19 protein-coding genes are annotated in these 25,136 nt (G+C 42.0%); 17 read left to right on the top strand and 2 right to left on the bottom strand.

All coding sequences use genetic code 11. From position 1 onward, the window contains the following. The first annotated feature begins 83 nt into the window (after window positions 1-83). From G608_RS0108750 to G608_RS0108740, 3 genes are all read left to right on the top strand, one after another. A complete protein-coding gene (locus G608_RS0108750; protein WP_081677369.1) occupies window positions 84-1,355 on the top strand; it encodes a sensor histidine kinase in 1,272 nt (423 codons plus the stop codon). A 6-nt stretch (window positions 1,356-1,361) separates the two neighbouring features. Further along, entirely contained in the window at window positions 1,362-2,177 is an 816-nt protein-coding gene (locus tag G608_RS20550; RefSeq protein ID WP_051209051.1) for a LytR/AlgR family response regulator transcription factor, read from the top strand. A 193-nt stretch (window positions 2,178-2,370) separates the two neighbouring features. Then, entirely contained in the window at window positions 2,371-5,415 is a 3,045-nt protein-coding gene (locus tag G608_RS0108740) for a glycosyl hydrolase 115 family protein (RefSeq protein ID WP_026495713.1), read from the top strand. A 154-nt stretch (window positions 5,416-5,569) separates the two neighbouring features. Here the strand turns inward: G608_RS0108740 and G608_RS0108735 are convergent, their stop codons facing one another. Then, a complete protein-coding gene (locus G608_RS0108735) occupies window positions 5,570-6,205 on the bottom strand; it encodes a YczE/YyaS/YitT family protein (RefSeq protein WP_081677368.1) in 636 nt (211 codons plus the stop codon). A gap of 240 nt (window positions 6,206-6,445) precedes the next feature. Here G608_RS0108735 and G608_RS0108730 point away from each other — a divergent pair, with 240 nt between their 5' ends. Next, window positions 6,446-7,612 (top strand): hypothetical protein, encoded by a 1,167-nt coding sequence (locus tag G608_RS0108730; RefSeq protein ID WP_026495711.1) that lies wholly within the window; start codon window positions 6,446-6,448, stop codon window positions 7,610-7,612. A 3-nt stretch (window positions 7,613-7,615) separates the two neighbouring features. On the opposite strand, the gene G608_RS0108725 is transcribed toward G608_RS0108730, so the two are convergent. Further along, the gene (locus tag G608_RS0108725) at window positions 7,616-8,479 is read right to left on the bottom strand and encodes an AraC family transcriptional regulator (RefSeq protein ID WP_026495710.1); all 864 of its coding nucleotides are present in this window, start codon (window positions 8,477-8,479) and stop codon (window positions 7,616-7,618) included. Between the two features lie 306 nt (window positions 8,480-8,785). On the opposite strand from G608_RS0108725, the gene G608_RS0108720 reads away from it, so the two are divergent. The 13 genes from G608_RS0108720 (at window position 8,786) to G608_RS0108660 (ending at window position 25,027) form a co-directional block, all read left to right on the top strand. Continuing rightward, window positions 8,786-9,697: an ABC transporter permease gene (locus G608_RS0108720; RefSeq protein WP_155833255.1), complete on the top strand. Its 912-nt coding sequence runs from the start codon at window positions 8,786-8,788 to the stop codon at window positions 9,695-9,697. Window positions 9,698-9,710: 13 nt separating this feature from the next. Continuing rightward, on the top strand, window positions 9,711-10,580 hold the full coding sequence (locus G608_RS0108715) for a carbohydrate ABC transporter permease (RefSeq protein WP_026495708.1): 870 nt from the start codon (window positions 9,711-9,713) through the stop codon (window positions 10,578-10,580). 82 nt (window positions 10,581-10,662) lie between these two features. Then, the gene (locus G608_RS0108710) at window positions 10,663-12,318 is read left to right on the top strand and encodes an extracellular solute-binding protein (RefSeq protein ID WP_026495707.1); all 1,656 of its coding nucleotides are present in this window, start codon (window positions 10,663-10,665) and stop codon (window positions 12,316-12,318) included. A 21-nt stretch (window positions 12,319-12,339) separates the two neighbouring features. After that, the gene (locus G608_RS0108705) at window positions 12,340-13,431 is read left to right on the top strand and encodes a Gfo/Idh/MocA family protein (RefSeq protein WP_026495706.1); all 1,092 of its coding nucleotides are present in this window, start codon (window positions 12,340-12,342) and stop codon (window positions 13,429-13,431) included. After that, on the top strand, window positions 13,383-14,603 hold the full coding sequence (locus tag G608_RS0108700) for a Gfo/Idh/MocA family protein (protein ID WP_242829363.1): 1,221 nt from the start codon (window positions 13,383-13,385) through the stop codon (window positions 14,601-14,603). Before G608_RS0108705 ends, G608_RS0108700 begins: the two co-directional genes overlap by 49 nt. A gap of 19 nt (window positions 14,604-14,622) precedes the next feature. Beyond that, window positions 14,623-15,813, top strand: a complete 1,191-nt coding sequence (locus G608_RS0108695; protein WP_026495704.1) for a Gfo/Idh/MocA family protein — start codon at window positions 14,623-14,625, stop codon at window positions 15,811-15,813. Window positions 15,814-16,074: 261 nt separating this feature from the next. Next, on the top strand, window positions 16,075-17,364 hold the full coding sequence (locus G608_RS20545) for an ABC transporter substrate-binding protein (RefSeq protein WP_051209049.1): 1,290 nt from the start codon (window positions 16,075-16,077) through the stop codon (window positions 17,362-17,364). Window positions 17,365-17,445: 81 nt separating this feature from the next. Further along, on the top strand, window positions 17,446-18,324 hold the full coding sequence (locus G608_RS0108685; RefSeq protein WP_026495703.1) for a carbohydrate ABC transporter permease: 879 nt from the start codon (window positions 17,446-17,448) through the stop codon (window positions 18,322-18,324). A 12-nt stretch (window positions 18,325-18,336) separates the two neighbouring features. Further along, window positions 18,337-19,152: a carbohydrate ABC transporter permease gene (locus G608_RS0108680; protein ID WP_026495702.1), complete on the top strand. Its 816-nt coding sequence runs from the start codon at window positions 18,337-18,339 to the stop codon at window positions 19,150-19,152. 21 nt (window positions 19,153-19,173) lie between these two features. Continuing rightward, window positions 19,174-21,636, top strand: a complete 2,463-nt coding sequence (locus G608_RS0108675) for a hypothetical protein (protein WP_026495701.1) — start codon at window positions 19,174-19,176, stop codon at window positions 21,634-21,636. Further along, window positions 21,626-22,513, top strand: a complete 888-nt coding sequence (locus G608_RS0108670) for an ROK family protein (RefSeq protein WP_026495700.1) — start codon at window positions 21,626-21,628, stop codon at window positions 22,511-22,513. The genes G608_RS0108675 and G608_RS0108670 overlap by 11 nt, the downstream gene beginning before the upstream one ends. Window positions 22,514-22,528: 15 nt before the next feature. Further along, on the top strand, window positions 22,529-23,251 hold the full coding sequence (locus G608_RS0108665; protein WP_026495699.1) for a GntR family transcriptional regulator: 723 nt from the start codon (window positions 22,529-22,531) through the stop codon (window positions 23,249-23,251). Between the two features lie 12 nt (window positions 23,252-23,263). Beyond that, complete coding sequence (locus G608_RS0108660) at window positions 23,264-25,027, top strand: class I mannose-6-phosphate isomerase (RefSeq protein WP_026495698.1); 1,764 nt, start codon at window positions 23,264-23,266, stop codon at window positions 25,025-25,027. Window positions 25,028-25,136: the final 109 nt, after the last annotated feature.

The raw sequence follows: 25,136 nt of genomic DNA, 5'->3' as shown, positions 1-25,136 counted from the left end.
ATTATTAAGAACTTGAACGCTTATTATAGCACCAGGTGTTGGCACGATAGCTACACCTGGTGCTTCTGTGATAAAGTAGTAGCATGAAAACTTATATTAATGATCCGGGTACACAAACACTAATAGCGCTAAACATGACGCTCATAGCACAGCTGGTAGGTGTAACACTGGCGGTTCTTCTTGATCCTTATATTAAAAAGGAGAATAGATTCCGAGTTTTTGTAATCGAGGTAATCATTGCATTTTTGCTTTTTGAACCGCAGTTCAGCGAAGATTTCGGGGATATTTTTTATAAAAATAATCTCTGTTTTTGGCTTACCTTTATGACCTCAATCAGCTATGTACTGCGTTCCATAACCCTGTATCTTTTTATAAGACTGTCGGGAAACGAATGGGGCAAAAAATTCCTATATGGTCTTTTGGCTATCAATGCGGCCATTTGCTTTACAGCTTTCTTTAAGCCCTGGGTTTTTGCCTTTGGAGAAGACGGTTCATGGTGCAGAGGTCCCCTTGGCTACGTGCCGTTTATAACCTGTGCGATACTTATCATTGTTCTTATAATTGGCGCCTATACGCGATATAAGGGTCATAGGCGGGCAGAAAACTTTGTGCCGCTTATAATTTCTGTTTTTGTAGTTGTAGCAGTTTTAATGGATCTGTCCATGAATTTTGGTCCCCGCGTATCTTTCTTGAACGTAGCAATGACCGAAAGCACTGTATTTTTCTATATCTGGCTGCATCTTCAGTTTGTCCGCGAGCACGAGGATGCGCTAAAAGCAGAGCAGAGAATCAGGATAATGATGTCCCAGATTCAGCCTCACTTTTTATTCAATGCGCTGTCCACAATTCAGGCTCTGACTGAGACCGATCCTGACAGAGCATCGAAGGTTATTGAGGAATTCGCAACCTACTTAAGACAAAATATTCATTCTCTGAACCAGGATTCGCTTATATCCGTGAAAAAAGAGATTGAGCATACAAGGGTTTATTCGGATATCGAGCAGGTCAGATTTCCGTCAATTAAGATTGATTACGATATAGATGATGATGATTTCATGATTCCGCCGCTTACGATACAGCCAATGGTTGAAAATGCCATTCGACACGGCGTAAGAGGCAACAAGCACGGTTGGGTAGCTGTAAATACCTACAAGGACGGTGCTTTTCACGTAATTTCAATCAGAGATAACGGAACAGGCTTTGATGTTAATGAGATGCTGGAAGCCACAGAAAACGGTGATCACATTGGAATAAGAAATGTCCGTGACCGTATCGTGAATATGACAGGTGGTACCTTCACCATGGAAAGCGTAAAGGGAGAGGGTACATCAATAACCATAAAAATACCGGAGTAACATTTTATGAACGCAATTTGTGTAGATGATGAGGAGCTTATTCTTTCAAGAACAGCTTCTCTCATGAAAAAAACTAATATTTTCGACTCAGTTGAAGCCTTCATGGATCCCGAAGAGGCCATTAACTACATGGATGAAAAGAAGGTGGATCTGGCACTTCTTGATATTGATATGCCGGGAATGGGCGGACTTGAGCTGGCAACAAATTTAGTACAAAAAAATCCCGAGATTAAGATTATTTTTCTTACAGGCTACTCGGAATATGCCATAGATGCTTACGCAATGCATGCAACAGGATATCTCCTTAAACCTATCGGTTATGACAAGCTGGTTTCCGAGCTGGAATTTGCACTTGGTCCGGCTTTAGAGGAAAAAACAGAGGATAGCGCTGAAGCCAAAAAACCCAAGGTTAAGATTCAGACCTTTGGATATTTCAATATTCTAGTGGATGATAAGCTTGTGACCTTTAAGCGCAACAAAGCCAAGGAAGTGATTGCATGTCTTGTTGACCTCAAAGGTCAATACATTTCCCGCAAGGATCTGTTCTATATCCTCTGGGAAGATGATGATTACGACAGAGCAAAGCAGAAGTACCTTGATACAATCATAAGAAGTCTTAAGGAAACCCTCGAGGAATACGGCATTTCTGATATTTTTGAGGTTGAGAGCGGAATGATGCGCATCGTGCCCGAGAAGCTGGACTGCGACCTCTATCGTTTCCTCAATAATGAAAAGGCTGCTGTGGAAAGCTTCAGAGGAGAGTACATGAACTCATATTCCTGGGCCAGCGCCACAGAAGGCTATCTGACAGAAAGAATGTAGTGTGCCACCGGGGACGGTTCTTTTTGGCACGATATGAGACATTTCGTGCCAAAAAGAACCGTCCCCGGTGGCATGGCATGAAGAACCGTCCCCAATGGCATGCTGGGGCACTAGATTTAATAAAAAGACCGCAAGATAAGACAAGCCTCCATGATTTTTATGTGCAATAATATAAAATCACGGAGGTATTTTTATGCGTAATTTTAGCTTATTTGAAAATGAAAAGATCGCGAGCTTCCTTATTGAGAAGGAAAGCTTCGAAGGAATAAAGATAATCGGTAAAACCGTCGCTGAGGATATAGAACTCGTAACCGGAAGAAGAGCAGAGATTCTTGATGAGATTTCAAATAAGGCTTCTGAAAATCTGATTCTTGCTGCAACTATCGGCAAAAGTCCGATTTTGGACAGACTTATTTCCGATGGAAAAATATCTGTCAATGACATAGACGGGAAACGCGAAGTATTTAAGCTTTCTCTTGTGGAGGCTCCCTTTCCGGAATATGAAAATATAAAAAAGCTGCTGGTAGTAGCAGGTAGTGACAAGCGCGGAACCATATACGCCATGTTTAAAATCTCTGAGCTGTGCGGCGTATCTCCGCTTGTTTTCTGGGGCGACGCAGCACCTGCCAAAAGAGACACTCTTGTTTTTGATTTTGAAAAAGAGATCGTTTCAAAGGAACCTTCCGTTAAATACCGCGGATTTTTCATAAATGATGAGTGGCCTGCCTTTGGAAACTGGTGTACTGAACGCTACGGCGATGTTAATGCAAAAGCCTACGAGAAAATCTTTGAGCTTCTGCTTCGTTTAAAAGGAAATTATATGTGGCCCGCCATGTGGAATTCCTCTTTTTCAGAGGATGGTCCAGGTACCCTGAGCGCAGAGCTCGCTGATACCCTTGGCGTAATAATGGGAACCTCACACCACGAGCCCCTGTGCAGAGCGGGTCTTGAGTGGCAGAGACAGTATAAAAACTACAGCGACGATAACGCCTGGAGCTTTATTACCAATAAAAAGGGCATAAGGAAATTCTGGGAAGACGGCGTTCTCAGAAATAAGGACTTCGAAAACGTCATAACCATCGGTATGCGCGGTGAGTCCGACTCCAAGCTTTTGCCTGAAGATGCCACACTTAAGGACAATATTGATGTGGTAAAAAAAGCTATCATCGCTCAAGACGATATTTTAAGAGAGCAGATGAATCCTGATCTTTCCGGCATTCCTCGCATGCTTGCCATCTACAAAGAGGTTGAGGATTATTACTACGGCGATGAAAGTACTGAAGGACTTAAGGATTGGGATGAGCTTAAGGATGTTATTTTCCTTCTCAGTGATGATAACCACGGCCATGTGAGAGCGCTTCCCACAAAGGACGAAGCGAAGCATCCCGGCGGCTTTGGCATGTATTATCACTTTGATTATCATGGCGCACCCATAAGCTATGAGTGGGTAAACTGTAACAGGCTTACAAAGACCTGCGAGCAGATGAGCCTTGCCTACGAGGCAGGTGTTAGGGAAATGTGGATCGTCAATGTTGGCGATCTTAAGATGAACGAATATCCTCTTAGCTTTTTCATGGAGCTTGCTTATGACTATGAAGGTCATAAGGATTTAGATAAAATAGAGGATTTCATCCGCAGTTGGATTGATTCTCAGTTTGGAGATAGCGCTACCGGTCAGCAGAAGAATGATATCTTCAAGGTTTTGACCGGCTATTCCATCTGGAATTCCACAAGAACCCCGGAAACAACAAATCCGATGATTTATAACCCTGTGGATTTCATGGAGGGTGACAGAGTTTATGCCGAGGTTAATGGCATTTTGGAAACTGCGTTAAAGCTTGATAAAGAGCTGAAAGAGCCTGCACTTACTTCCTACAGAAGTATGATTTTCTATCCGGCTGCAGCTTCGCTTAACAACGTACTTATGAATGTGGAAGCAGGCATGAACAGAGAGCTGGCGCAGCGTGGCTGCGTTTATGCAAATCACTACGCTAAATCCGTTATGGACAGAATCCGTGCAGTTAAAAAATATGTGGCAGATTTCCATGCTTTTAACGACGGAAAATGGAATCACATGATGAGCTCCGCGCACACAGGCTTTAGAAGCTGGGATGCCTATAACTGGTCATATCCCACGGCTTCTGTAGTTTCACCAATTCACGAAGCGAAGGCTGTTATCTCCTTTAGAGGTTCAAGGCAGCTGGATCTTGGCTCCCACTGGCAGGGAAGTCCTGCCCTTAAAAGTGATGCCTTTACAAGACCTGATACAAAGCAGGTTCTGCTTGATATCGACAGCAGAGGTGACATTGGATTTACATACGAAATTGAAAACGACTGCAAATGGCTTATTTGCAAAGAGCCCACAGGAAGAGTGGAGATAGTTGATAATGCTCTTGATATCATAGGTGGCGTGGCTTCCTCGGAAGGAGCTTCAGGCATAGTAAATGATACAGAATCCTCTGAAGGCAGAAAAACTGTGACATTTACTGTGAACAGGGACGCATTATTCGGTAAATCCGTAGCTGAAGCTAAAGTAAAGCTCACCTTCGATAACGGAGCAATATCTGAAACAAGGCTTTCATTTGAAGCTGATAATTCTGATATATCAGAGCTTCTTTCAAATCTTAGTGAGGATTTACAGACACCTGACGGTGCTGTAGACGCAAATAAAGCAGATAATAGAAAAATTTTCATAGAGCGCCAAAACCTCATCGTAATTGGCGCGGAGAATTTTGCAGAGAAAGAGGATGTTGAAGCTGCAGGCTTTAAGGCAATAGCACACCTTGGAAAAGCCGGAAGCTCAGCAATTAAGGTATTCCCTGCGACAGAAAACTACGGCGAAGAACAGATAAAGTCAGGAGCTGTACCCTGTGTTAAGTACTGTTTTATTGCTGAGGAAAGCGGAATCTATGATATCGAATTCCACTGCACAATGAGAAATCCCATCATCCGTGGCGGTCGCCTTAACTTTGGCTACGCCGTAAACGATGGGAATATATGCATTGCTCACGGAGTGGATGAAGGCTATTTTACTGATTATCAGTGCGCCGAGTGGGACAAGGCTGTCCTTGACCACGAGCATGTTACCACCGCCAAGCTTGAACTGCGCAAAGGTCTGAACACTTTGTCAGTATATGCAGGAGATGCGGGATTTGTGCTAGAGAAACTCGTTATGCACAAAGAGTCATTTGAACTTCCGCAGACATATTTAGGACCGGTAGAGAGCTATTTCATTTAAATATGTTGAAGACAGAGATAAAGGCAGGGCTGTTGGACCCTGCCTTGTTTATTCATGCCATTGGGGACGGTTCTTTTTGGCACGATATGCTATTGTGCCAAAAAGAACCGTCCCCAGTGGCATGCGTGCCAAAGAGAACCGTCCCCGGTGGCACTCACTTAACCAATATTTTCTCCGAAACAGTCCTATTGAAGAACTGAATAAATGGTCCAAACCCAAATGCGGAAACCAGTGTGCCGATGCCTACTATTCCGCCTGCAAGGAAGCAGATGAGGGCACAAATGGCATCGCACATGATTCTTGCAAGAAAATACTGGATTTTAGGGAATCTCTCATTGATTATGAGGGCCAGTGCATCGTATGGTGCAACGCCAAGATCCGCTGTCTGATATAACGACAAGCCAAGAGAGATCGCCAGAACACCCATAAATACTATAAATAATCTAAGCACAAAGCCCTGGGGTTCGCCCACGATTCCAAACAGCAGATTGTAGAAGAAGGTGGCAATATATCCAAGGAAAAATGCGTTGATCACCGTTCCGAAACCGATAAGTCTTCTTCCGAAAAGTATCTGAATTACAAAAAGAAGCAGGTTTACAATTATCTGCAAAACAGGGTAGTAGATGCCTGTAACCTCGGCAAGTGCCATGTTCATGCCATCAAAGGGATCGTTTCCCATCATGGAAAGCTTGAAGATGCCCACTCCAAGACCCACAAAAATATTTCCGATAATTACACCGATTACTGTTCTTTTCATGCCTGCATCGGCAAAGTATTTTTTCAAATTCATTTTTTTATTCCTTCTAAAAATTACTAAAACTATAGATTTTTCCTGCAAAATAGCGCAAGAAAATGCGTTCATATCAGTATACCATTTAAATTATTTTTTTGTTGGACTTTTGTTGGACTCATGATGATAATCTGCAAATGGGAAGATACATAGGGCATAAATCAGGAAATCCATAGTATTCAAATTCAGTGTTTTCCCAGGGTAACGAAGACAGATATCATAAATGAGGGGAAGATAGTTATGAAAAGAAATATAGTAAAGTTAATAACAGTATTAACAATATCAGCTGCCGGTGTTATGGGTTGTGGTAATGCAGTATCTGAGCCTGCAACGCAGGAAACCACGGAAACTGCTGCTACAGAAATTTCAGATGAGGAAGTGGCTCAGGCCGACACAGCTGAGGATACTTCTGTCGGAATGGCTAATCCCTGGGTAGAAATCACTGAAGAGGAGGCTAACGGAACCTGCGACAGACTGTTCAAGGCTCCCGATGGCGCACAGGATGTGACCTGGACAAAATGCGACGCTCTTGCCAATTCCGATAAGGGTACAGGTCCCTTGCTTCAGCTCAGCTTTTCTCTGGATGGTTTGAATTTCACTGCAAGAGCTCAGCAGGGTGCTGCAGAGGATGCAGATATCTCAGGCAATTATGTTGAGTGGATAGTTGGTCCTGATGAAGTAACCATGGCTAACTGGGGCGGCGGAAACATGATTGGAAAAACCTATCGCAGCGTAGACGACACAGGGTACGTTGATATGATCACCTGGTACGATATGGAGATAGGAATCGCTTATTCTCTTTCCGTTGCTGCAGCAGACCTTGATGGCTTTGATATCCAGGCTATAGCTGAACAGATGTATAACGGGGAAAACGAACCCTTTACGAATATGCCTAATGATTTCCTCGAGGAACAGTCAGGTAAAACTACCTTTGATTCCTATGATGATGTGATTACCGAACTGACCGAAGGACAGGGCTATGCTTACGTTAAGCTCGTAGGTAGCGATGAAGAGCTTCTTGCAGTAACAGACCTAGTTTTCGAATATGATCACTCTGCTTATCAGGCTTCCATCTATGGCAAGCAGGATGGTGCAGTAACATATCTCGGTCAGGTTACAGGTAACGGCTCCGCATGTCCCCTCAGACTTGAGGACGGAATAATCTATGCAGGCACCAACCACACCTATGAGACCTACTTCATCTCAGAGGAGTACAACTCTGTTATGATGAAGGATATGATCTCAGACGGTATTGGTAACGGTGCAAATGAGTTTAGCGGATTCACAAGAGAAACCAACACCTTCGAGGCCACCACAGAATACACTGGCGGACAGGATGAATTTGATAAGCTTATGGCTGAAAGAGAAAATAAGCCCATTATCGAATTCACACCTATCGGCGAATAATACTTATAAAATGGTTCTGTTGGCCATTTGAAGTTGTTTTGGAGATTTCCCAACATTCTTCGCGAAGGTTCTTGAAAAATTGGAATAATTATTAAAACCGGACATAAAACAGGCATCACTGGGAGAATAACCCTCTCTTAAGAGCTTACACGCCAGGGCTATCTTTTTAGCAATGATATATTGCTGAATGGATAGCCCTGAAAATTTTTTCACACATCTTGAAATATAAGTACCATTATGGTGAATGGCTTCTTCCAGCGTGGAAAGAGTGATCTCCTCCGTAAGGTGCCTGTCTATGTATTCAAAGGTTTTCTTTACGATTTCAGGCATGATATTGGGCAGATTCATAGTCGGAGAATTATTGTATTTAAGCGTCAGCTTGGTCATGATGAGCTTAAGATAAGCATCTGCCATTATATCCGTGCCTGGCTTTGCTGCTTTCAGATTTTTTTGCAGATTTATACAGTAGGATTTAATCTCTTCCAATTCATCATCATCGAGATGAATAGTATGAAGATTGGCATCATTATAAGGCTCAAAGCAGGAAAGAAGATTAAGACTCGGGGACGATGATCGTCTTAAAGCATTGTCATCAACGTTTATAACTGCTCTGTCATAGATACTCGGATCATAGATGGTTGCGGCGTGAAATACATAATTTGGAATAAAAGCCACATCACCGCGCTTCATTTCATGGCCCGTATATTCCGTGAAAAAACCGATATCCCCGTCAAATATGATAATAACCTCATGACATTCATGGTTATGCATATCATCAGTGTAATCAAAAGGCGAATCTACCGTCTTGTTCTCACATGCAAGCTCTGAATTAATTGCAGCATACTTCTTAATTCCCTTACATTTCATATATTTCAGCTCTCCCCAACGATGTTTTTACAAGATCTATAGAAATAGAATAATGCATCAGTTACACCTAAACAACAGGTAACTTTGCGCAAAATGACTTAATAATTTGCGCAAAACGACTTTTTTACGAAAATTCCGGGTATATAGCGAAAATCTGAGTCCATATCGAAAAATATGAAGTCATTTTACGCAAAAAAATTGTGTCGCCAAGTGTAAGAAGTCCAAATTTTTGAATGCTATATTTAGGCATGCAGGGGAGCGAGAGACGAAAAAAGTCGTCGGGAATCAGAGGGAGACTATATGAGAATGTATTTTGAAAAAACTGCAAAAAAAGTTTGGGGTTACAAATGGGTTTATCTGATGTTACTGCCGGTCATAACCTACTATGTTCTTTTTAAGTATGTTCCTATGTACGGAGTAACCATCGCTTTCAAGGATTACAACGTATTCAAGGGCATAACGGAAAGCCCCTGGTGCGGCATCGATGTTTTCCGAAAGCTTTTCAAAAGTAAAAATTTCTGGAACGCCATAAGGAACACGCTGATGCTTAATATGTCGACTTTGCTGGTCAGCTTTCCACTTACGATCATCGTTTCTTTGATGCTGAATGAAGTAAGGAGCAGGCATTTCAAAAAAATAACCCAGTCAGTTCTTTATCTGCCACACTTCATTTCCTGGGTTGTAGTTACGGGAATCGCAAGCAACCTTTTTTCCATGACAAACGGAAGCATAAACAGAGCGCTTGAAAATATGGGAAAGGATCCCATCCCTTTCATGAGCAGTAACGGCTGGTGGATAGTTACATTCGTTATATGCAACGTGTGGAAGGAAATCGGTTGGGGAACGATCATTTATCTTGCTGCGCTGACAGGCGTTGATGAATCTCTTTACGAGGCAGCATACCTGGACGGAGCAACGCAGTTCCAGAGGCTTATCTATATCACCCTGCCTTCGATAAAATCGGTCATCGTCACTATGCTGATACTTCAGATATCAAAAATGATGTCCATCGGACTGGATGCACCGCTTTTGCTGGGGAACAAAAAGGTGGCAGAGGTTTCAGAGGTTATAAGCACTTACACCTACAGATTGGGTATTGAAAAAGCCAAGTACAGCGATTCCACTGCAATAGGATTATTCCAGTCACTGATCAATATCATAATTCTCTTCATTGCTGATAAGTTTGCAAAGGCCATCGGCGAAGACGGAATTATTTAAAAAGGAGAACAGTATGAAAACCAAAAAAATCAGCGCAGGACATGTCATAAATTACATTTTGTTATCCATACTGGCATTTGTATGCATTTATCCCTTTATAAATGTTCTTGCATATTCCGTCAGCGGCTACAACGCAGTTCTGTCCGGAAGAGTAACTTTTTATCCCATAGATTTTAATCTTGAAGCCTATAAACAGATCCTTGGAAAAACACAGATATGGATGGCCATGAAAAATACGGTGGTCGTCACAATACTTGGAACACTTCTGAGCCTTGTTTTAACCATTCTGGCAGCTTTTTCGTTATCAAGAAAGGATCTGCCGGGAAGATCATTTTTAACAGGATTCATACTTTTTACCATGTATTTTAGCGGCGGTATGATCCCCACGTTCCTGACGGTTAAATCCCTGGGACTTTTTGACACAGTATTTGCACTGTTTGTTCCGCAATCCATAAACGTTTTCAATTTCATCGTAATGAGAACGTTTTTCAAAAACATTCCGGAGAGTCTGGAGGAAGCAGCAAGAATAGACGGTGCTTCATATATGAAGGTTCTTATCAACATAATCCTTCCGCTGTCTGTTCCGATTATAGCAACCATGGGACTTTTCTATGCAGTAGGCTACTGGAACACATATTTCGACGCTCTCATTTATATTCAAAAGCCGGAGCTGTATACCCTTCAGCTTACACTTCGAAGCCTTCTGTTTGGTGAAGTTCTGAACAATTCTGGAGCAAATGTCGAGGGCATAGGAACCCAGGTAATGAGCCAGTCTCTTAAGATGGCAACAGTGGCAGTTTCCACAGTTCCGATTCTGGTGGTTTATCCCTGGCTTCAGAAATATTTCGTAAAGGGCGTAATGCTCGGATCAGTTAAAGGATAAATATTCATTCTCAATAAGCGCGCATTGATGAATGTATTTAAAAACAACTATTTAAACTCTAGAAAATAGAAAGGGAAAATGTATGAAAAGAAGATTATTGGCAGGAGCAATGTCTCTGGTATTGGTTTCTTCAATGCTGACAGGATGCGGTGCAAAGAGTACACAGGAAGACGTTTCCGTAGATATGGCACCGGCAATGGATACTAATGAAAATGCTGCAGCTGAGACCACAACACAGACACAGAAAAGTAAATATCAGACTACTTACGGTTCAAAGCAGTTTGATGACGTAACCATCACAGTTGAGCTTTTTGACAGAAGTAATGCACCGGATGGCTCAACCATCACTGACAATAAATGGACAAAGTATGTAAATGAGCAGATGAACAAGGTTGGAATCAACGTTGAATTCGTTCCGGTTCCAAGAGGAGATGAGGTTACAAAAATGCAGGCTATGGTTGCATCACAGACAGCACCGGACCTTACTCTTACTTACACCTATGCTTACGCTGAAGAATACTATAATCAGGGCGGAATCTGGGACCTCAACGAATTTATCGACGGCGAGGATCAGGCTCTGAACATGAAAAAATATATTGGCAAAGATGTCCTTGATATCGGAAGAAATTCCGAGGGCAGTCTGTACGGAATAGTTGCCAGAAGAGCAACCACAGCAAAGAGTAACTACTTCATGAGAAAGGACTGGCTGGATAAGCTTGGACTTGATATTCCCACAAATCCAGATGAGCTCTACACAGCACTTGATAAGATGGTCCATGAAAATCCCGACGGTCTTACAGGTGTATCAGGAATGGTTATCTGGACCGGTTGGAACCTGAAGCAGGTTTTCTCTAAAATTGCATCCGATCCGCTGGCAGTAAATATCTGCGGTGGCGGCGAGTCCGTTATTCAGGACTACTACGATCCCGGTATGTATGACTACTATAAGTACCTCAACAAGCTCTACAACGCAGGTCTTATAAATCAGGAATATTACAACCTTGCAGAGGATGATTTCAAGAGCGAGATCGTTACCGGAAATATCGGTTTTTGCGAGTATAACGTAAACGGAAATGTGGATGTACTTCGCGGTTCACTTCACAAAACACTTACGGAAAATGTTCCTGACGCTGAGTTTGTTTCGATTCCTCAGTTTAAGAATGTAAACGACGGACAGGTTTATTCCGCATCCTACGGTGCAGGCGGTCTTATAGCATTCTGCCCCAAGACAGCAGATGAAGAAACAGTTGAAGCATGCATGACCTACCTTGACTGGATGTGCACAGAAGAAGGCGGTTTCGTTCTTTATCACGGCTTTGAAGGTGAGCACTACAACATGGAAGACGGAATTCCCGTTGTAATCGATGCAACCTACAACGCTCAGGATAAGGATTGGATCAGAACAGATCTTTTCCTTGTTGGAAATCAGGGATATTTCGAAACAGTGGATGATTTCAATAAATGTACCGCAAAGGAAGCTCCCGGCTACGAGGATTATGTAATTCAGAATTATCAGTATGCCCTTGAGGGAAATCTTGCCTACGACACATCATATACATCACCTTCAACAGCAGATCTTCTTACGGATCTCAATATCGCAAGGGATGAGTATCAGGTAAAAATGGTAACCTGCAATCCGGATGAATATGATGACGTTTATGCAGAGTACATGCAGGAATTAAAGGACTACGATATCGATACTATTATTTCGGAGAGAGAAGAACACTACTCTAATTAATAAAAACACAAGAGGTGTGAGATGGCAGATAAACAAAACGGCATGAATTATGCTCCGACGGGTAAGCCTGACCCTGTTGTAAAGGAAGGTGAGTTTGTAATAGCGGCTATTGCTCTGGACCACGGACACATATATGGAATGTGCAACGGTCTTATAGAAGCCGGTGCAACCCTTAAGTGGGTTTATGACAGAGACAGGCAAAAGGCTGAGGCCTTTAAGAAAACCTATCCTCAGGTTACGATCGCAGATTCGGAGGATGAAATCTTAAATGATCCCGAGGTAAAGCTTGTGTGCGGCGCAGCTGAAACCTGGAAAAGATGTGATCTTGGAATCAGAGTCATGGAGCATGGTAAGGACTATTTTACAGATAAAGCTCCGCTGACCTCACTGGAGCAGCTGGAAAGGGCAAAGGAAACCGTCCTTAAAACAGGGAAAAAATACATGGTTTATTACAGCGAAAGAATCCATGTAGAATCCGCAGTTTTTGCAGGACAGCTCATAGAGCAGGGTGCCATTGGAAAACCGATACATATCGACGGCTTTGGCCCTCACAGAATCGGTGACCCCAAGAGCCGCCCGGACTGGTTTTATGTAAAGGAACAATATGGCGGTATTCTGTGCGATATAGGCTCACATCAGATCGAGCAGTTCCTTTTCTACTGTGGCGCAAAGGATGCTGAGGTTGCCTACAGCGAAGTTGGCAATTATCACCATCCGGAATATCCGGAGTTGGATGATTTTGGAGATGCTAACCTTGTTGGAGATAACGGTACAACCCAGCATTTCAGAGTTGACTGGTTCACACCTGACGGTCTTTCAACATGGGGCGATGGTAGAACCTTTATCCTTGGAACAGAGGGCTATATCGAGATCAGAAAATACGTGAATGTGGGAACAAATGACGGAACTTCTAACCATGTTTTTCTTGTAAACAAGGACGGTGAACAGCATTTCGAAGTAAGCGGTAAGGTTGGATATCCCTTTTTTGGTCAGCTCATTCTGGATTGCATGAACAGAACAGAAAATGCCATGACTCAGGATCACGCCTTTAAGGCTGCTGAGTTATGCGTAAGGGCACAAATGAAGGCGGCAGAGCTAACAGGAAGGAAGTAAATAAAATGATTGATGTTGCTATAGTAGGAACCGGTGGTATTTCCAATTTTCATATCCAGGGACTTCTGGAGTTTCCCGAAAGATGCAGGATTGTGGCTTTATGCGACATTTATCCGGAAAAGTGTGAAAAAATCAAAGAAAAGTACCATCTGGATAAGGATATTCCTGTTTTTAAGGATCACGAAGAAATGCTTGAATCCGGCGTTCATATAGATGTGGTTCACGTATGTACTCCTCCTTATGTTCATTCGCAGATAAGCATCAACTGTATGAATAAGGGAATCAACGTTCTTGTGGAAAAGCCCATGGCAGCCAGCATTGAGGAATGCGATATGATGCTGGCCGCCGAAAAGGCCAACAATGTGACCCTTGGCGTTATTGCACAGAACCGCTTCAGGAATGGTGTTTACAAGCTGAAGAAAATCGCAGATTCCGGTCTTGCGGGAAAAATATGCTTTGCAAGAGTCAATTCCAACTGGTGGCGCGACCACAGCTATTATGACCTTTGGTGGAGAGGCACCTGGGAAAAAGAGGGCGGTGGTCCTACCTTAAACCACGCCGTCCATCACATCGATATGCTGAACTGGATTGAAAACAGGTCTCCTGTAGAGGCAACATCAGTCCTTACAAATATCATGCATGATAATGCTGAGGTTGAAGATCTGTCTTTTTCCTGCTTCAAGTATGACGACGACAGCATAGCGGAGGTGATTGCATCCGTTGTAAGTCACGGCGAAGAGCAGGGCATTGTCCTTCAGTGTGAAAAGGCAAGGATATCAATGCCCTGGGATGTTAAGGCTGAGATCGGAATGGACAACGGTTTTCCTGATGATAAGAAAAATGAGGAGCTGATCCAAAAGCTTAATAAGTGTTATGAGGAGATAGAAGACCTTAAATATGAGGGACATGTTGGCGAGATAGACAACTACCTGTCCGCAATAGAAAAGGGTGAAAAGCCCCTTATAACCGGTGTCGATGGAAAAAGAACCCTTGAGCTTATAACTGCTGTCTATGCAGCAGGCTTTGAGAAAAAGACAATTTCACTTCCCGTAACTCCTGATTCAAAGTATTACAGGACAGGCGGTATTCAGGAAAACGCTGTGCACTTCTATGAAAAGGCAAACTCTGTTGAGAATTTTGAAGAAGACAAGCTCACAGTAGGAAATTACTAATTCCGGGCAGGAGAAGTCAATGGATAAAGTAAGATTAGCAGTAATTGGAATAGGAAATATGGGAAGCGCCCACGCCAAAGCCATATTTGACGAAAAAATAAGTAACGCGACGCTTTCCTGCGTTGCAGATATCGATGAAGATAAGCTTAAATGGGCCGGTGAAGCCTTTGGCGAAAAGGTTGCCCGTTTTAGGGATTATAACGAGCTGCTAAGTTCAGGCCTTGCAGATGCAGTAATCATCGCAACTCCGCATTATCTGCATCCGATCATAGCCATTGCGGCCTTTAACAAAGGCTTCCATGTGCTTACCGAAAAACCCGCAGGTGTTGATACTACTGAGGTTGAGGCCATGAACGAAGCAGCTTCCGCAAGCGGAAAAACCTTTGCTATCATGTTTAACCAGCGAACAGACAGCCTTTATCTTAAGCTTGCCCGGAGTGTTCGTGAAGGCAAGCTTGGCACCATAAAAAGATTTGTCTGGATAATAAATAACTGGTACAGAACTCAGGCCTACTACGATTCAGCTTCCTGGCGTGCATCCTGGAACGGAGAAGGCGGAGGGGCGCTGCTTAACCAGTGCCCCCATAATCTGGATATCTGGCAGTGGATCCTGGGCGTTCCGGATACCCTTAAAGCCTTTTGCCATGAGGGCCGCTTCCACGATATCAAGGTGGAGGACGACGTTACGATCTATGCAGAATATAAGAGCGGTGCCTCCGCGGTTTTTATCACATCAACAGGAGAATTTCCCGGAACCAACAGGCTTGAAATAAGCGGAACAAAGGGAAAAGCAGTAGTTGAAAACGGTAAGCTTGAATTTTTCATCCTGGATGATGACGAGAGAAATATCTGCTTTAACTCAGATGAAGCCATGCCTAAAGCGCATTATTCCGAGGAGATAATCGAAGCCCAAAAGGCAGAAGACGGGCACATTCTGATTATACGTAATTTCGTCAATAACATTTTGTTTGGTGAGGAACTTATTGCTCCCGGCGAGCAGGGCATAAAAAGCCTGCAGATAAGTAACGCTGCCTATTTGTCCACCTGGACCAACTCTGAGGTAAGCGTTCCTGCAGATAAGCGCCTTTTTTCCAGACTTCTTAATGAGAAAAAGGAAAGAGAAATAATTAAATATCATTCGGATGCCCATACGGCAAGCCTAAAGGAGAGTGCAGGAGTATACAGCAGCCGGTGGGACGTTACATGGTAATGTATATAAGCTCAGAAATTCTTATGGATTTCTGAGCTTTTTTATTGCCATGGGATTTTACAAATAGCCTTTTTAGAAGTAAAATCCGCTCATTCTGTGCATTTTAGACAAAATGTTTTAAGTAAAAACATGAAAATAAACTAAATGAGGAAAATGAATTGACTGGTTTAATTATCGTAATATTATAATGTTATAACATTTGAAAGAGCGGTATACCATCTTAAGAAAATTGAAATACATAAAAACCATAGGAGGATTGAAATGAAAAGGGAACTAATAGCTTATGCTCTTGGTACAGCTATTTTGGCGGGAGCTCTTACAGGATGCGGAGCATCTAATGCCGGCAGTGCAGGTGCAAATGATGAAGCATCCGTTTTAGGAGCAAAGACCGGAACAGTAGAATTGTGGAATGACAAATTAAATAATACAGATCAGTCAGCGATAGATGAGCTCACGGAAAGCGCATCCTCTCTAAGCGGAGTTAACGTATCCTGCGTGGCTTATCCTGACACAGCTTCTTACCAAACAGCACTTCAACAGTCAATCACAACGGCTGATGCACCGGGACTTTTCACCTGGTGGAGCGGCCCACAGCTGATGACTCTTGCTGAGAGCGGAAATCTGGCGGATCTGACTGATATATGGAATGAATATGTCGTGCCTAACGGTGTTGCAGACAGTGTTAAAGACTCACTCACATACGATGGCAAAATCTATGCAGTACCCTATAGCATAATCTACAACATGATCATCTATAACAAAAATGTTTTTGCTGAAAACAAAATTGATGTACCTACCACCTTTGATGAACTTTTAGCTGTATGCGAGACCCTTAAGTCAAAGGGTATCACACCAATTGCGCTTAAGAATGACAGCTGGGCAGGATTTATCTGGTTCCAGGCTATGCTGGCTGCTTATGATCCGAATCTGTATCAGGGCGTTTGTGACGGATCCATAGCCTATACGGATGATAAGGTTGTTGAGGTTATGCATATCTGGCAGGACATGATCGATAAGGGCTATTTTTCAGAGCCCATGCAGATTACAGACATGGATAAATCCCTTGCTAACGGAACTGTTGCCATGATGCTTGAGCCTAATTATGAGTGCAAAAACCTGACCAATGATTATGGCATGGAGCCCGAAGAAGATATGAGCGTATTTGTTGTACCTTCCATGAATGGGGAAAAGAGCATCATCTTTTATGAGATAGCACCTCTTTGTGTAGCGGAAAACAGCGGTGATAAAGATTCTGCCAAAGAAGTGCTAAAGAGCTGGTATACAAAAGAAAATCAGACAGTATTTACCAACGTAACAGGATTTTTGTGCACCAGCCAGGTTGTAAGTGAAAATGCGACTTCTAATCAGATGGTTTCACTTACTCAGGACGACAGCAAATATGAAATGATGCTTCGCTACTACGAAAACACAAATGATGCAATAAGGGATGTTGCACTGGATGAGCTTATGAAATTCGAAACAAAGGCAGCTACCGCAGATGATATTTTACCAGTAATTCAGAAGAAGGCTGATGAAGTATTCGGACAATAAACTAGATCACAAAACGGACTTTAGGCGGGGGACATAAGGTCCCCCATCCGTTTGTATGATCACGGAGGAGATGAGAATTATATGGCTTTTAAAGCTGGCCAAAATAAAGAAAAGTCAGTTATAAGGGATTATTTATATATCGCACCGGCTGTTTTACTGGTAGCAATATATTTTATATCTTCAATTCTGTATACATTTTTCCTTAGTTTCCATGACTGGGATGGCGTTAATCAGATGATGTTCTGCGGAATAGATAATTACAGGTCTCTTTTTGCAGATAGTAATTTTCTGATATCCGTTGGAAATACACTTATTTGGGTAGTGTCTTCGCTTGTGATATCGGTTTTACTACCGCTTTTACTGGCTATTATGATAACCAAAAGCTCATTTGCAAAGCTTTTTACAAATGTCTTTTATTTCCCTACAGCCATATCCGCGACAGTAAGCGGAGTTATCATGGCTACACTTTTGTCTACCTATGGAATTCCTTACCTTTTTGGACTGATGGGGCATCCTGAAATGGTAAAGGACTGGCTTGCCGTTCCCTATGTAAATACTTTTGTAATGATACTGACGGGGATCTGGCAGGGCATTGGACTTAACCTGGTTTTATATGTGGCTGCTTTCAGAAATGTGGATCTTTCGCCTGTTGAAGCCGCCATGATAGATGGAGTAGGCGCAGTAAAAATGTACACAAAAGTGATACTTCCGTTGATAAGACCGACGATCATTGTGGTACTTTTAATGTCACTTGTAAACAGCTTCAAAGTATTTGATGGCATCTGGGTTATGACAAAGGGAGGACCTTATCGCTCATCAGAAACATTGGCACTTACAATGTATGAGGAGAGTTTTATCTATAACAGATACGGAAGAGGCGCTGCAGTAGCCATAGTCTTAACGGTAGTCATTCTTATCGTTTCATACTTCAACCTAAAAAATACATTTCGAGAAGATTAGAGGTGCTGCAGGATGAAAATTACAAAAAGAACTAAGGTTATATTTAATGTTATTTTATCGATAATATCGATTATTTGGATGTCTCCCATATTCTTCGTTTTTCTTAATGTTTTTAAAACGAAGCAGGAGTACAATCTTGGATCCTTATGGGCTATGCCGCAGGGAAATTATCTTTTGGAAAATATCAAAACTCTGGTAAGTAACCGTGTACTGCAATCACTTATGGTCACATTGATATATGCCCTTAGCGGTGCGATTTTGGCAGTTGTTATCGCGATGTTTTCAGCCTATGCTCTTACGCATCTTAGGATAAAGCACAAGTTTTTCTGGTTCATAATGATATACTGCGGAACAATTTTCCCGTTTCAGGTATATTTGATTCCAATTTTCAAGGCATATCAGAAGATTGGATTGTATAATACTCGTATAGGAATGATCATTTTTTATTGTGCCATCTGCATTCCTTACAGTATGTTTGTTTTCAGGAATTTTTTCCTGGGAATAGACAGGGAGTTGTGCGAATCTGCAAGAATCGAAGGGGCTTCTGAGTTCAAGATTTTAACAAGAATTTTTCTCCCGATGTCAACGGCGCCGGTGGCGATTGTATTTTTATCACAGTTCACCTGGTGCTGGAATGATCTGATGTTTGGACTGACATTCACAAAATCTGAGGAAACGCGTCCAATCATGGCAAGCCTGTCTATGATAGGCGGAGGTAATCCTCCTGCACTGTTTGTAGCCTGTATTGCCACATCACTTCCGACTCTGATACTCTTTTTCATTTTAAATGGAAAATTTCAGACCGGATTTGCTTATATGAGTAAATAGTTAAAGAGGAGTATAGAAAAAATGTCAGAAAAAATTTGGGATGTATATCTGATACACCACTCACACACTGATATCGGATATACAGAAAGACAGGATAAAATCACAAGATATCATTATGATTTTATCAGGCAGGCAATCAAGCTTTTGGACCTCATGCACCAGCAGCAAAAACCGGAATATCAGGGATTTGTGTGGCAATGCGAGAACTTTTGGCAGGTCAAACAGTTTTACAGATTTGCAGATGATGAATTAAAAAATAAATTTGAAGCCTATGTAAAAAGCGGAGAAATCGGACTCTCCGGCAATTATCTCAACATGACCGATCTGACGCTTGAAGCTGCTTTTTCCGATGTTATGGAGCAGGTGAAAGATTACGGGAAAAGAATAGGCCATACTATTACGGCAGGAATGAGCGCTGACATTAACGGTCTTGCCTGGGGATATCCCGAGATTTTGTTCAAGCATGGTCTTAGATACTTTTATACCGCTTTACATCCGCATCATGGAATGTTTCCGCTTAATAAGAAAACATGCCCATATTACTGGGAGACTGAATCCGGAAACAGGATACTAATGTGGAACGGTGATCATTATCATCTTGGTAATGAGATGTTTTTGGTTCCTCATGCAGGTTCCGATTATACTTTCCATGATGAATATACGGATGGCCTTAGAAATAATTCCATTTTAAATAAAGATGCAGATTCCATAGAGCAAAAGGAACTTGAAATTTGTACAAAACGAATTGGGCGTTATCTTGATAATCTGGAGCAGGAGGGATATCCCTATGATCTTGTTCCCTTCATGGTATCAGGGGCTATTACAGACAATGCTCCGCCAAATATTGAAATAGCAAGAAGAGCCCACAAATTAACAGAACTTTTCGAAGGACGAGTTCGCTTTAAAATGGTTACCCTGGAGCAGTTTTTTGAGCAGGTTGAAAAGCGCTGTTGCAACATTCCCACCTATAGAGGAGACTTCACAGACTGGTGGGCAGATGGTGTTGGTTCTACGCCAGCGGCTACTAAAATTTATCTTGATGCTGCAAGAAAATATGATCTGTGCAAAAAGCTTGATCCTGATAACAAGGTCATTTCAAGTGAAGATATGCTAAGTGCTGCGGAAAACCTGATGCTCTATGCAGAGCATACCTGGGGCTATTCCAGCAGTGTTTCCGAACCCTGGGACAGCATGGTAGAGTCCCTGGAATATAAAAAAACAGCCTACGCAACCAACGCAAATACTGCAATATCAAAGGGTCTTGATGATATTATGGCAGATCTTGGAGAAGTAGCGATACGTCAGGATAAACCCCAGCATTATATTATAAAAAATCCGCACAACCACAGACTTAGAACAAGCTGCTATCTGTATATCGAATTCTGGGAATATATTGATGGCGTATGCTATGACTCATCAATGCCTATAGTCGTGACAAACAGTAAAACCGGAGAGGTATTAAAAAGCCAGATAAAGGGAATTGCAAGAGCCACGCAGGTTGAAGTCACTGTAGACTTAGCCCCTGGTGAAATGATAACAGCAGAGCTGCATCTGGAAAATGATGTATGTGGCAAAGAAAACACTGTAAAAAATCATGCACATATAGGTGCAGATGGGATAGAAGACCTACTTCAGGATGTACGAAAAGACGAATATCAGATTGATACAAAGTGCTTTAGAATCCGCTTTAATGAAAATAAAGGAATTGAGTCTATCGTATGGAATGCAGATGGTACTGAACTTTTGAGACACGACAGTGATCTTGCGCCTTTTTCCGGAGTGTACGAAATAACGGATATAGATACCAATCCCTGTGATGTCAGAAGACGTATGGGAAGAAACCGCAAATCCTGTGCAACTCACAGATATTTTAGCAAACTAAGGAACAGAAGAATTGTCGAGGATGGCCCCGTTTACAGTGCTATAGAGCTGGATTATGAGCTTATGGGGACCGGTATTTACACTATTTTTCTTAAGGCTTATGCCGAACTGCCAAAGCTTGAATTCAACGTCCGCATTCATAAATCCAGCAACTGGGAGCCTGAAAATCTCTATATTGCGCTTCCATTTACAACAGGGGATGACAGCAGCCTTTATGTAAATAAAACCGGCTGTATAATACGCCCAGGAATAGATCAGTTGCCCGGAACCTGTCAGGATTTTTATTTAATCCAAAATACAGTGGCCTGGAACAATGGACACAAAACTGTTGCCCTTATCACAAAAGATGCTCCTCTTATCACTCTTGGTGATTTACAGCCAAGAAGGATAGTCCTTTGCAATCAAGCTGATGAAGAGCGAAACAGAGATCAGGTATTTTCCTGGCCCATGAATAATTTCTGGGAGACCAATTTCAAGGTTAGTCTGGGCGGCTTCTATGAGTTTCGCTACACGTTGATGGTGGATGAGGATTCTGCTGTGACAGATGTTTTCAAAAAATGTGAATCTGAGAATGAAGGAATACTAACCGGCTATGCAGAATAAAAACGATTGTTACATTCTACTTGATGTTGGCGGAACAGGCATAAAGGGCTGCGTTTCCGATATTGCAGGAAAGCTTACATGCGATTACCACGAATATCCTTCTAAAGCAGATAAAACAAAAGAAGAAATCTTTGATAACTTTTATAATATAATACAGGATTTAAAAGGCGACAGGCACCTTATAAAGCTAGGCTTTGCATTTCCAGGACCCTTTGATTTTGAAAATGGAATAAGCCTGATGCAGGGACTAAACAAATACGATGCAATATTGGGCATTCCAATAAGAGCCGAACTCGTAAAGCGCGACGAGGCCCTGGCGGATACTCAAATGTTATTTTTACATGATATAGAAGCCTTCGCGCTTGGATGCTTTAACTACGGAGAAGCTGCTAATTTCAGCAATATTATGTGTCTCTGTATAGGAACAGGTGCAGGATCCTGCTTTATAAAAAATGGACAGGTTATTAAGGATAGTGCAAAAGGAGTTCCGGAAAACGGCTGGATTTATAATACGCCGTTTCGTGAAAGTATTATAGATGATTATCTGTCGGTTCGAGGTTTAAACAGACTGACCAAAACCATGATCGGTGATGACATTGACGGATATGAGTTATATAGTCGGTGTATTGTTGGGGATCCGGATGCGAAGCGAGTTTACGATGTTTTTGGCGAGTTGATTGCGGAAGCAATTTCGCCTTTTATCGCTGAATTTAAACCTGAGGTACTTGTACTTGGCGGAAATATTTCTAAAAGCTTTGCATTTTTCGGAGGTCCGCTTAGAAAGATTCTTAACAATAAGAACACAGTAATCATACTTGAAGAAAATACTTCAATACGCGCTATGCAGGGCTTACTTGCAGAATTAAGGAAACTGTAGAAAAGGGGTTATGTTATGGAACTTAACAGAGAAAAGGGGGCAACACCGCTGTATCTTCAGCTGGAGGATTTGATTCGAATGGAGATAGAGAGCGGCAAATACATCAAAGGAGACATTCTTCCGTCAGAGAAAGAATACATGGATAAATATGATATTTCCAGAGTGACGACAAGACAGGCACTGGCTGCACTGGTTCAGGAGGGTTATATAAAAAGAGCCCGAGGAATCGGTACTGTTGTTTCTTATGAAAAAATCAGTGAAGCCATCAGTAACGTAATCAGCTTTACCGAGGAAATGAAAAAGCACAATATCACCATGGAGACCTCCTACTGCAAGATGGAGCTGATATCTCCGGATACCAAAACCGCACTTTCTCTGGGAATTCTTAAAAGTGATACCTGCTACAAACTAAGCAGAGTCAGAGATGTTGAGGGCAAACCGCTTGTCTATACAGTTACATATTTGAAAAATCTTATGGAACTCCCGCTGGACCCCGGATATTACAAAGAATCTCTGTATAAGTTCCTTCATGATAAATACAATATCAGCATAGTCAGAGGCAATGATACTCTTGAAGCAGCTCTTCCAAATGATGATGTCAGAAATATGCTTCAAATCAGTGCTGATATGCCTATTTTTATAAGGACCCGCAAAACTTTTCTGCCAAATGACGAAATATTCGAGTATTCCGTCTGTTACTATCCAGGTAACAGATATAAGTACTCGGTAGATTTATAGAAAGAGAGTCTTATGGGTAAATTTAGCAGTTATAACAACTATGATTTTGCTCCCATTACCGAAATAGAAGGCTATGACAACCATGCCTTCGGTAGCTTGGAAGAAATAATCACAGAATTGAATTCTGCTGTTTTAAGAAAAAAAGAGCAGGAAAATAAAAATCCGCTTGTTGTATCTCTTGATCTTTATCCTGGCGTAAACAAATCGGCGATTATGGAGATTGCAAAAAGACTCCGGACAGACGAGATAATAGATATTGAAAATGCCGCTAAATCAGAACAGGAAAGATTTGAGGAATTTAAGGATTTTATAACAGATGACCGTGTTTTTGGCGTCATTTGCCATAAAAAGCCTGAATCCTTTTACGACGAGAGCAAGAGACTGTTATTGTCAAAAGAAATAAGTGAAAAAGATGGAATCGTTGTGCTGGTGGGCTTTGCAACGGAGCTTTTTGCAAAATCAGATATACATGTTTTCTGTGATATCTCAAGATGGGAGATTCAGCTGCGATACAGAGCCGGAATGTCTAACTGGAATTGCAGCAATAACGATGCACCTTTGCTCACCAAGTATAAAATCGGATATTTCATTGAATGGAGATTGGCCGACAGATATAAAAGGTCTCACTTCGATGACATGGACTACGTGATTGACGCTAACAGAAATGAAAATCCTAAAATGGTGACAGGAGAAGCTTTTCTTGCCGGACTAAAAGCAGTGTCCACAAGGCCCTTTAGAATGGAGCCCTATTTTGATCCCGGAGTATGGGGCGGCAAATGGATGCAGAACATGCTTGGTGTTGGGCAAGAGGAAAAAAATCTTGCCTGGTGCTTTGATGGCGTACCGGAAGAAAACGCAATTAATCTTGGCTATGGTGATAATGTACTTCAGTTTCCTACAACAGACGTTACGCTGTATTGTCCAAGGCAGCTTCTCGGAGAACGCGTCCACGGAAGATATGGTGCGGAGTTCCCAATTCGCTTCGATTTCCTGGACACAATCGGCGGTGAGAATCTTTCACTTCAGGTACATCCACTGACTGAGTATATACAGGACCAGTTTGGAATGCACTATACACAGGATGAAAGCTATTATATTCTCGATGTTGATGAAGAAAAGCAGAACTATGTATATCTGGGAGTTAAGACAGATGTAGATAAAGAGCAGGTTGCCAGGGATCTTAAGGCAGCTGAAAAAGGAGAATTATCTTTTCCCGCTGAAAAATATGTAAACAAAATACCTGTAAAAAAGCATGATCATCTGCTAATTCCTGCAGGAACGGTGCATTGCTCTGGTGAAGGCTGTATGGTACTTGAAATAAGCTCAACTCCTTACATTTTTACCTTTAAATTATGGGATTGGGGACGCGTAGGATTAGATGGTATTCCAAGACCAATTCATGTAGATCATGGTCTTAACAACATACAATGGGACAGAGATACAGAATATGTATATAGAGAGCTGGTTCATCAGGAAAAAACCATAGCTGAAGGTCATGGTTACACGGTTGAAAGAACCGGTCTTCACAGCAGAGAACCTATAGAAGTTATGCGCTACTCTATTGACCGCCCCCTTGATATTGATAGTGATGATTCCGTTATACAGGGTAATCTGGTAAACGGAAGAGAGGCGGCAATAGAGAGCTGCGATGGAAGCTTTCCGCCATTGACGGTTCACTATGCCGAAAGCTTCATCATCCCTGCATCCGTCGGAAAATTCAGACTTGTTCCGAAGGATAATGATGTCATGGTTATACTGGCATCAATAAGAAAGTAAACATTATTGTCTTATTTAGTGCATACATATATTTTAAGCTTGGTTTTGACGGCCTTGGGCTTACTCCAGTTTGAGTAGGTCTTTGCGCCGCCATTTTGCTTGTAGGTAC

Origin of the sequence: Butyrivibrio sp. WCD3002 (genome assembly GCF_000424265.1) — a bacterium.
GTDB lineage: Bacteria > Bacillota > Clostridia > Lachnospirales > Lachnospiraceae > Butyrivibrio.
Note: the sequence above shows the minus strand (reverse complement) of the source record. Positions and strands in the feature narration are given on the sequence as shown.

What these genes read in the sequence shown, in the direction of transcription:
- G608_RS0108750 (WP_081677369.1), top strand. Translation starts at nt 84, where the DNA reads ATGAAAACTTATATTAATGATCCGGGTACACAAACACTAATAGCGCTA.
- G608_RS20550 (WP_051209051.1), top strand. Translation starts at nt 1,362, where the DNA reads ATGAACGCAATTTGTGTAGATGATGAGGAGCTTATTCTTTCAAGAACA.
- G608_RS0108740 (WP_026495713.1), top strand. Translation starts at nt 2,371, where the DNA reads ATGCGTAATTTTAGCTTATTTGAAAATGAAAAGATCGCGAGCTTCCTT.
- G608_RS0108735 (WP_081677368.1), bottom strand. Translation starts at nt 6,205, where the DNA reads ATGAATTTGAAAAAATACTTTGCCGATGCAGGCATGAAAAGAACAGTA.
- G608_RS0108730 (WP_026495711.1), top strand. Translation starts at nt 6,446, where the DNA reads ATGAAAAGAAATATAGTAAAGTTAATAACAGTATTAACAATATCAGCT.
- G608_RS0108725 (WP_026495710.1), bottom strand. Translation starts at nt 8,479, where the DNA reads ATGAAATGTAAGGGAATTAAGAAGTATGCTGCAATTAATTCAGAGCTT.
- G608_RS0108720 (WP_155833255.1), top strand. Translation starts at nt 8,786, where the DNA reads ATGTATTTTGAAAAAACTGCAAAAAAAGTTTGGGGTTACAAATGGGTT.
- G608_RS0108715 (WP_026495708.1), top strand. Translation starts at nt 9,711, where the DNA reads ATGAAAACCAAAAAAATCAGCGCAGGACATGTCATAAATTACATTTTG.
- G608_RS0108710 (WP_026495707.1), top strand. Translation starts at nt 10,663, where the DNA reads ATGAAAAGAAGATTATTGGCAGGAGCAATGTCTCTGGTATTGGTTTCT.
- G608_RS0108705 (WP_026495706.1), top strand. Translation starts at nt 12,340, where the DNA reads ATGGCAGATAAACAAAACGGCATGAATTATGCTCCGACGGGTAAGCCT.
- G608_RS0108700 (WP_242829363.1), top strand. Translation starts at nt 13,383, where the DNA reads ATGCGTAAGGGCACAAATGAAGGCGGCAGAGCTAACAGGAAGGAAGTA.
- G608_RS0108695 (WP_026495704.1), top strand. Translation starts at nt 14,623, where the DNA reads ATGGATAAAGTAAGATTAGCAGTAATTGGAATAGGAAATATGGGAAGC.
- G608_RS20545 (WP_051209049.1), top strand. Translation starts at nt 16,075, where the DNA reads ATGAAAAGGGAACTAATAGCTTATGCTCTTGGTACAGCTATTTTGGCG.
- G608_RS0108685 (WP_026495703.1), top strand. Translation starts at nt 17,446, where the DNA reads ATGGCTTTTAAAGCTGGCCAAAATAAAGAAAAGTCAGTTATAAGGGAT.
- G608_RS0108680 (WP_026495702.1), top strand. Translation starts at nt 18,337, where the DNA reads ATGAAAATTACAAAAAGAACTAAGGTTATATTTAATGTTATTTTATCG.
- G608_RS0108675 (WP_026495701.1), top strand. Translation starts at nt 19,174, where the DNA reads ATGTCAGAAAAAATTTGGGATGTATATCTGATACACCACTCACACACT.
- G608_RS0108670 (WP_026495700.1), top strand. Translation starts at nt 21,626, where the DNA reads ATGCAGAATAAAAACGATTGTTACATTCTACTTGATGTTGGCGGAACA.
- G608_RS0108665 (WP_026495699.1), top strand. Translation starts at nt 22,529, where the DNA reads ATGGAACTTAACAGAGAAAAGGGGGCAACACCGCTGTATCTTCAGCTG.
- G608_RS0108660 (WP_026495698.1), top strand. Translation starts at nt 23,264, where the DNA reads ATGGGTAAATTTAGCAGTTATAACAACTATGATTTTGCTCCCATTACC.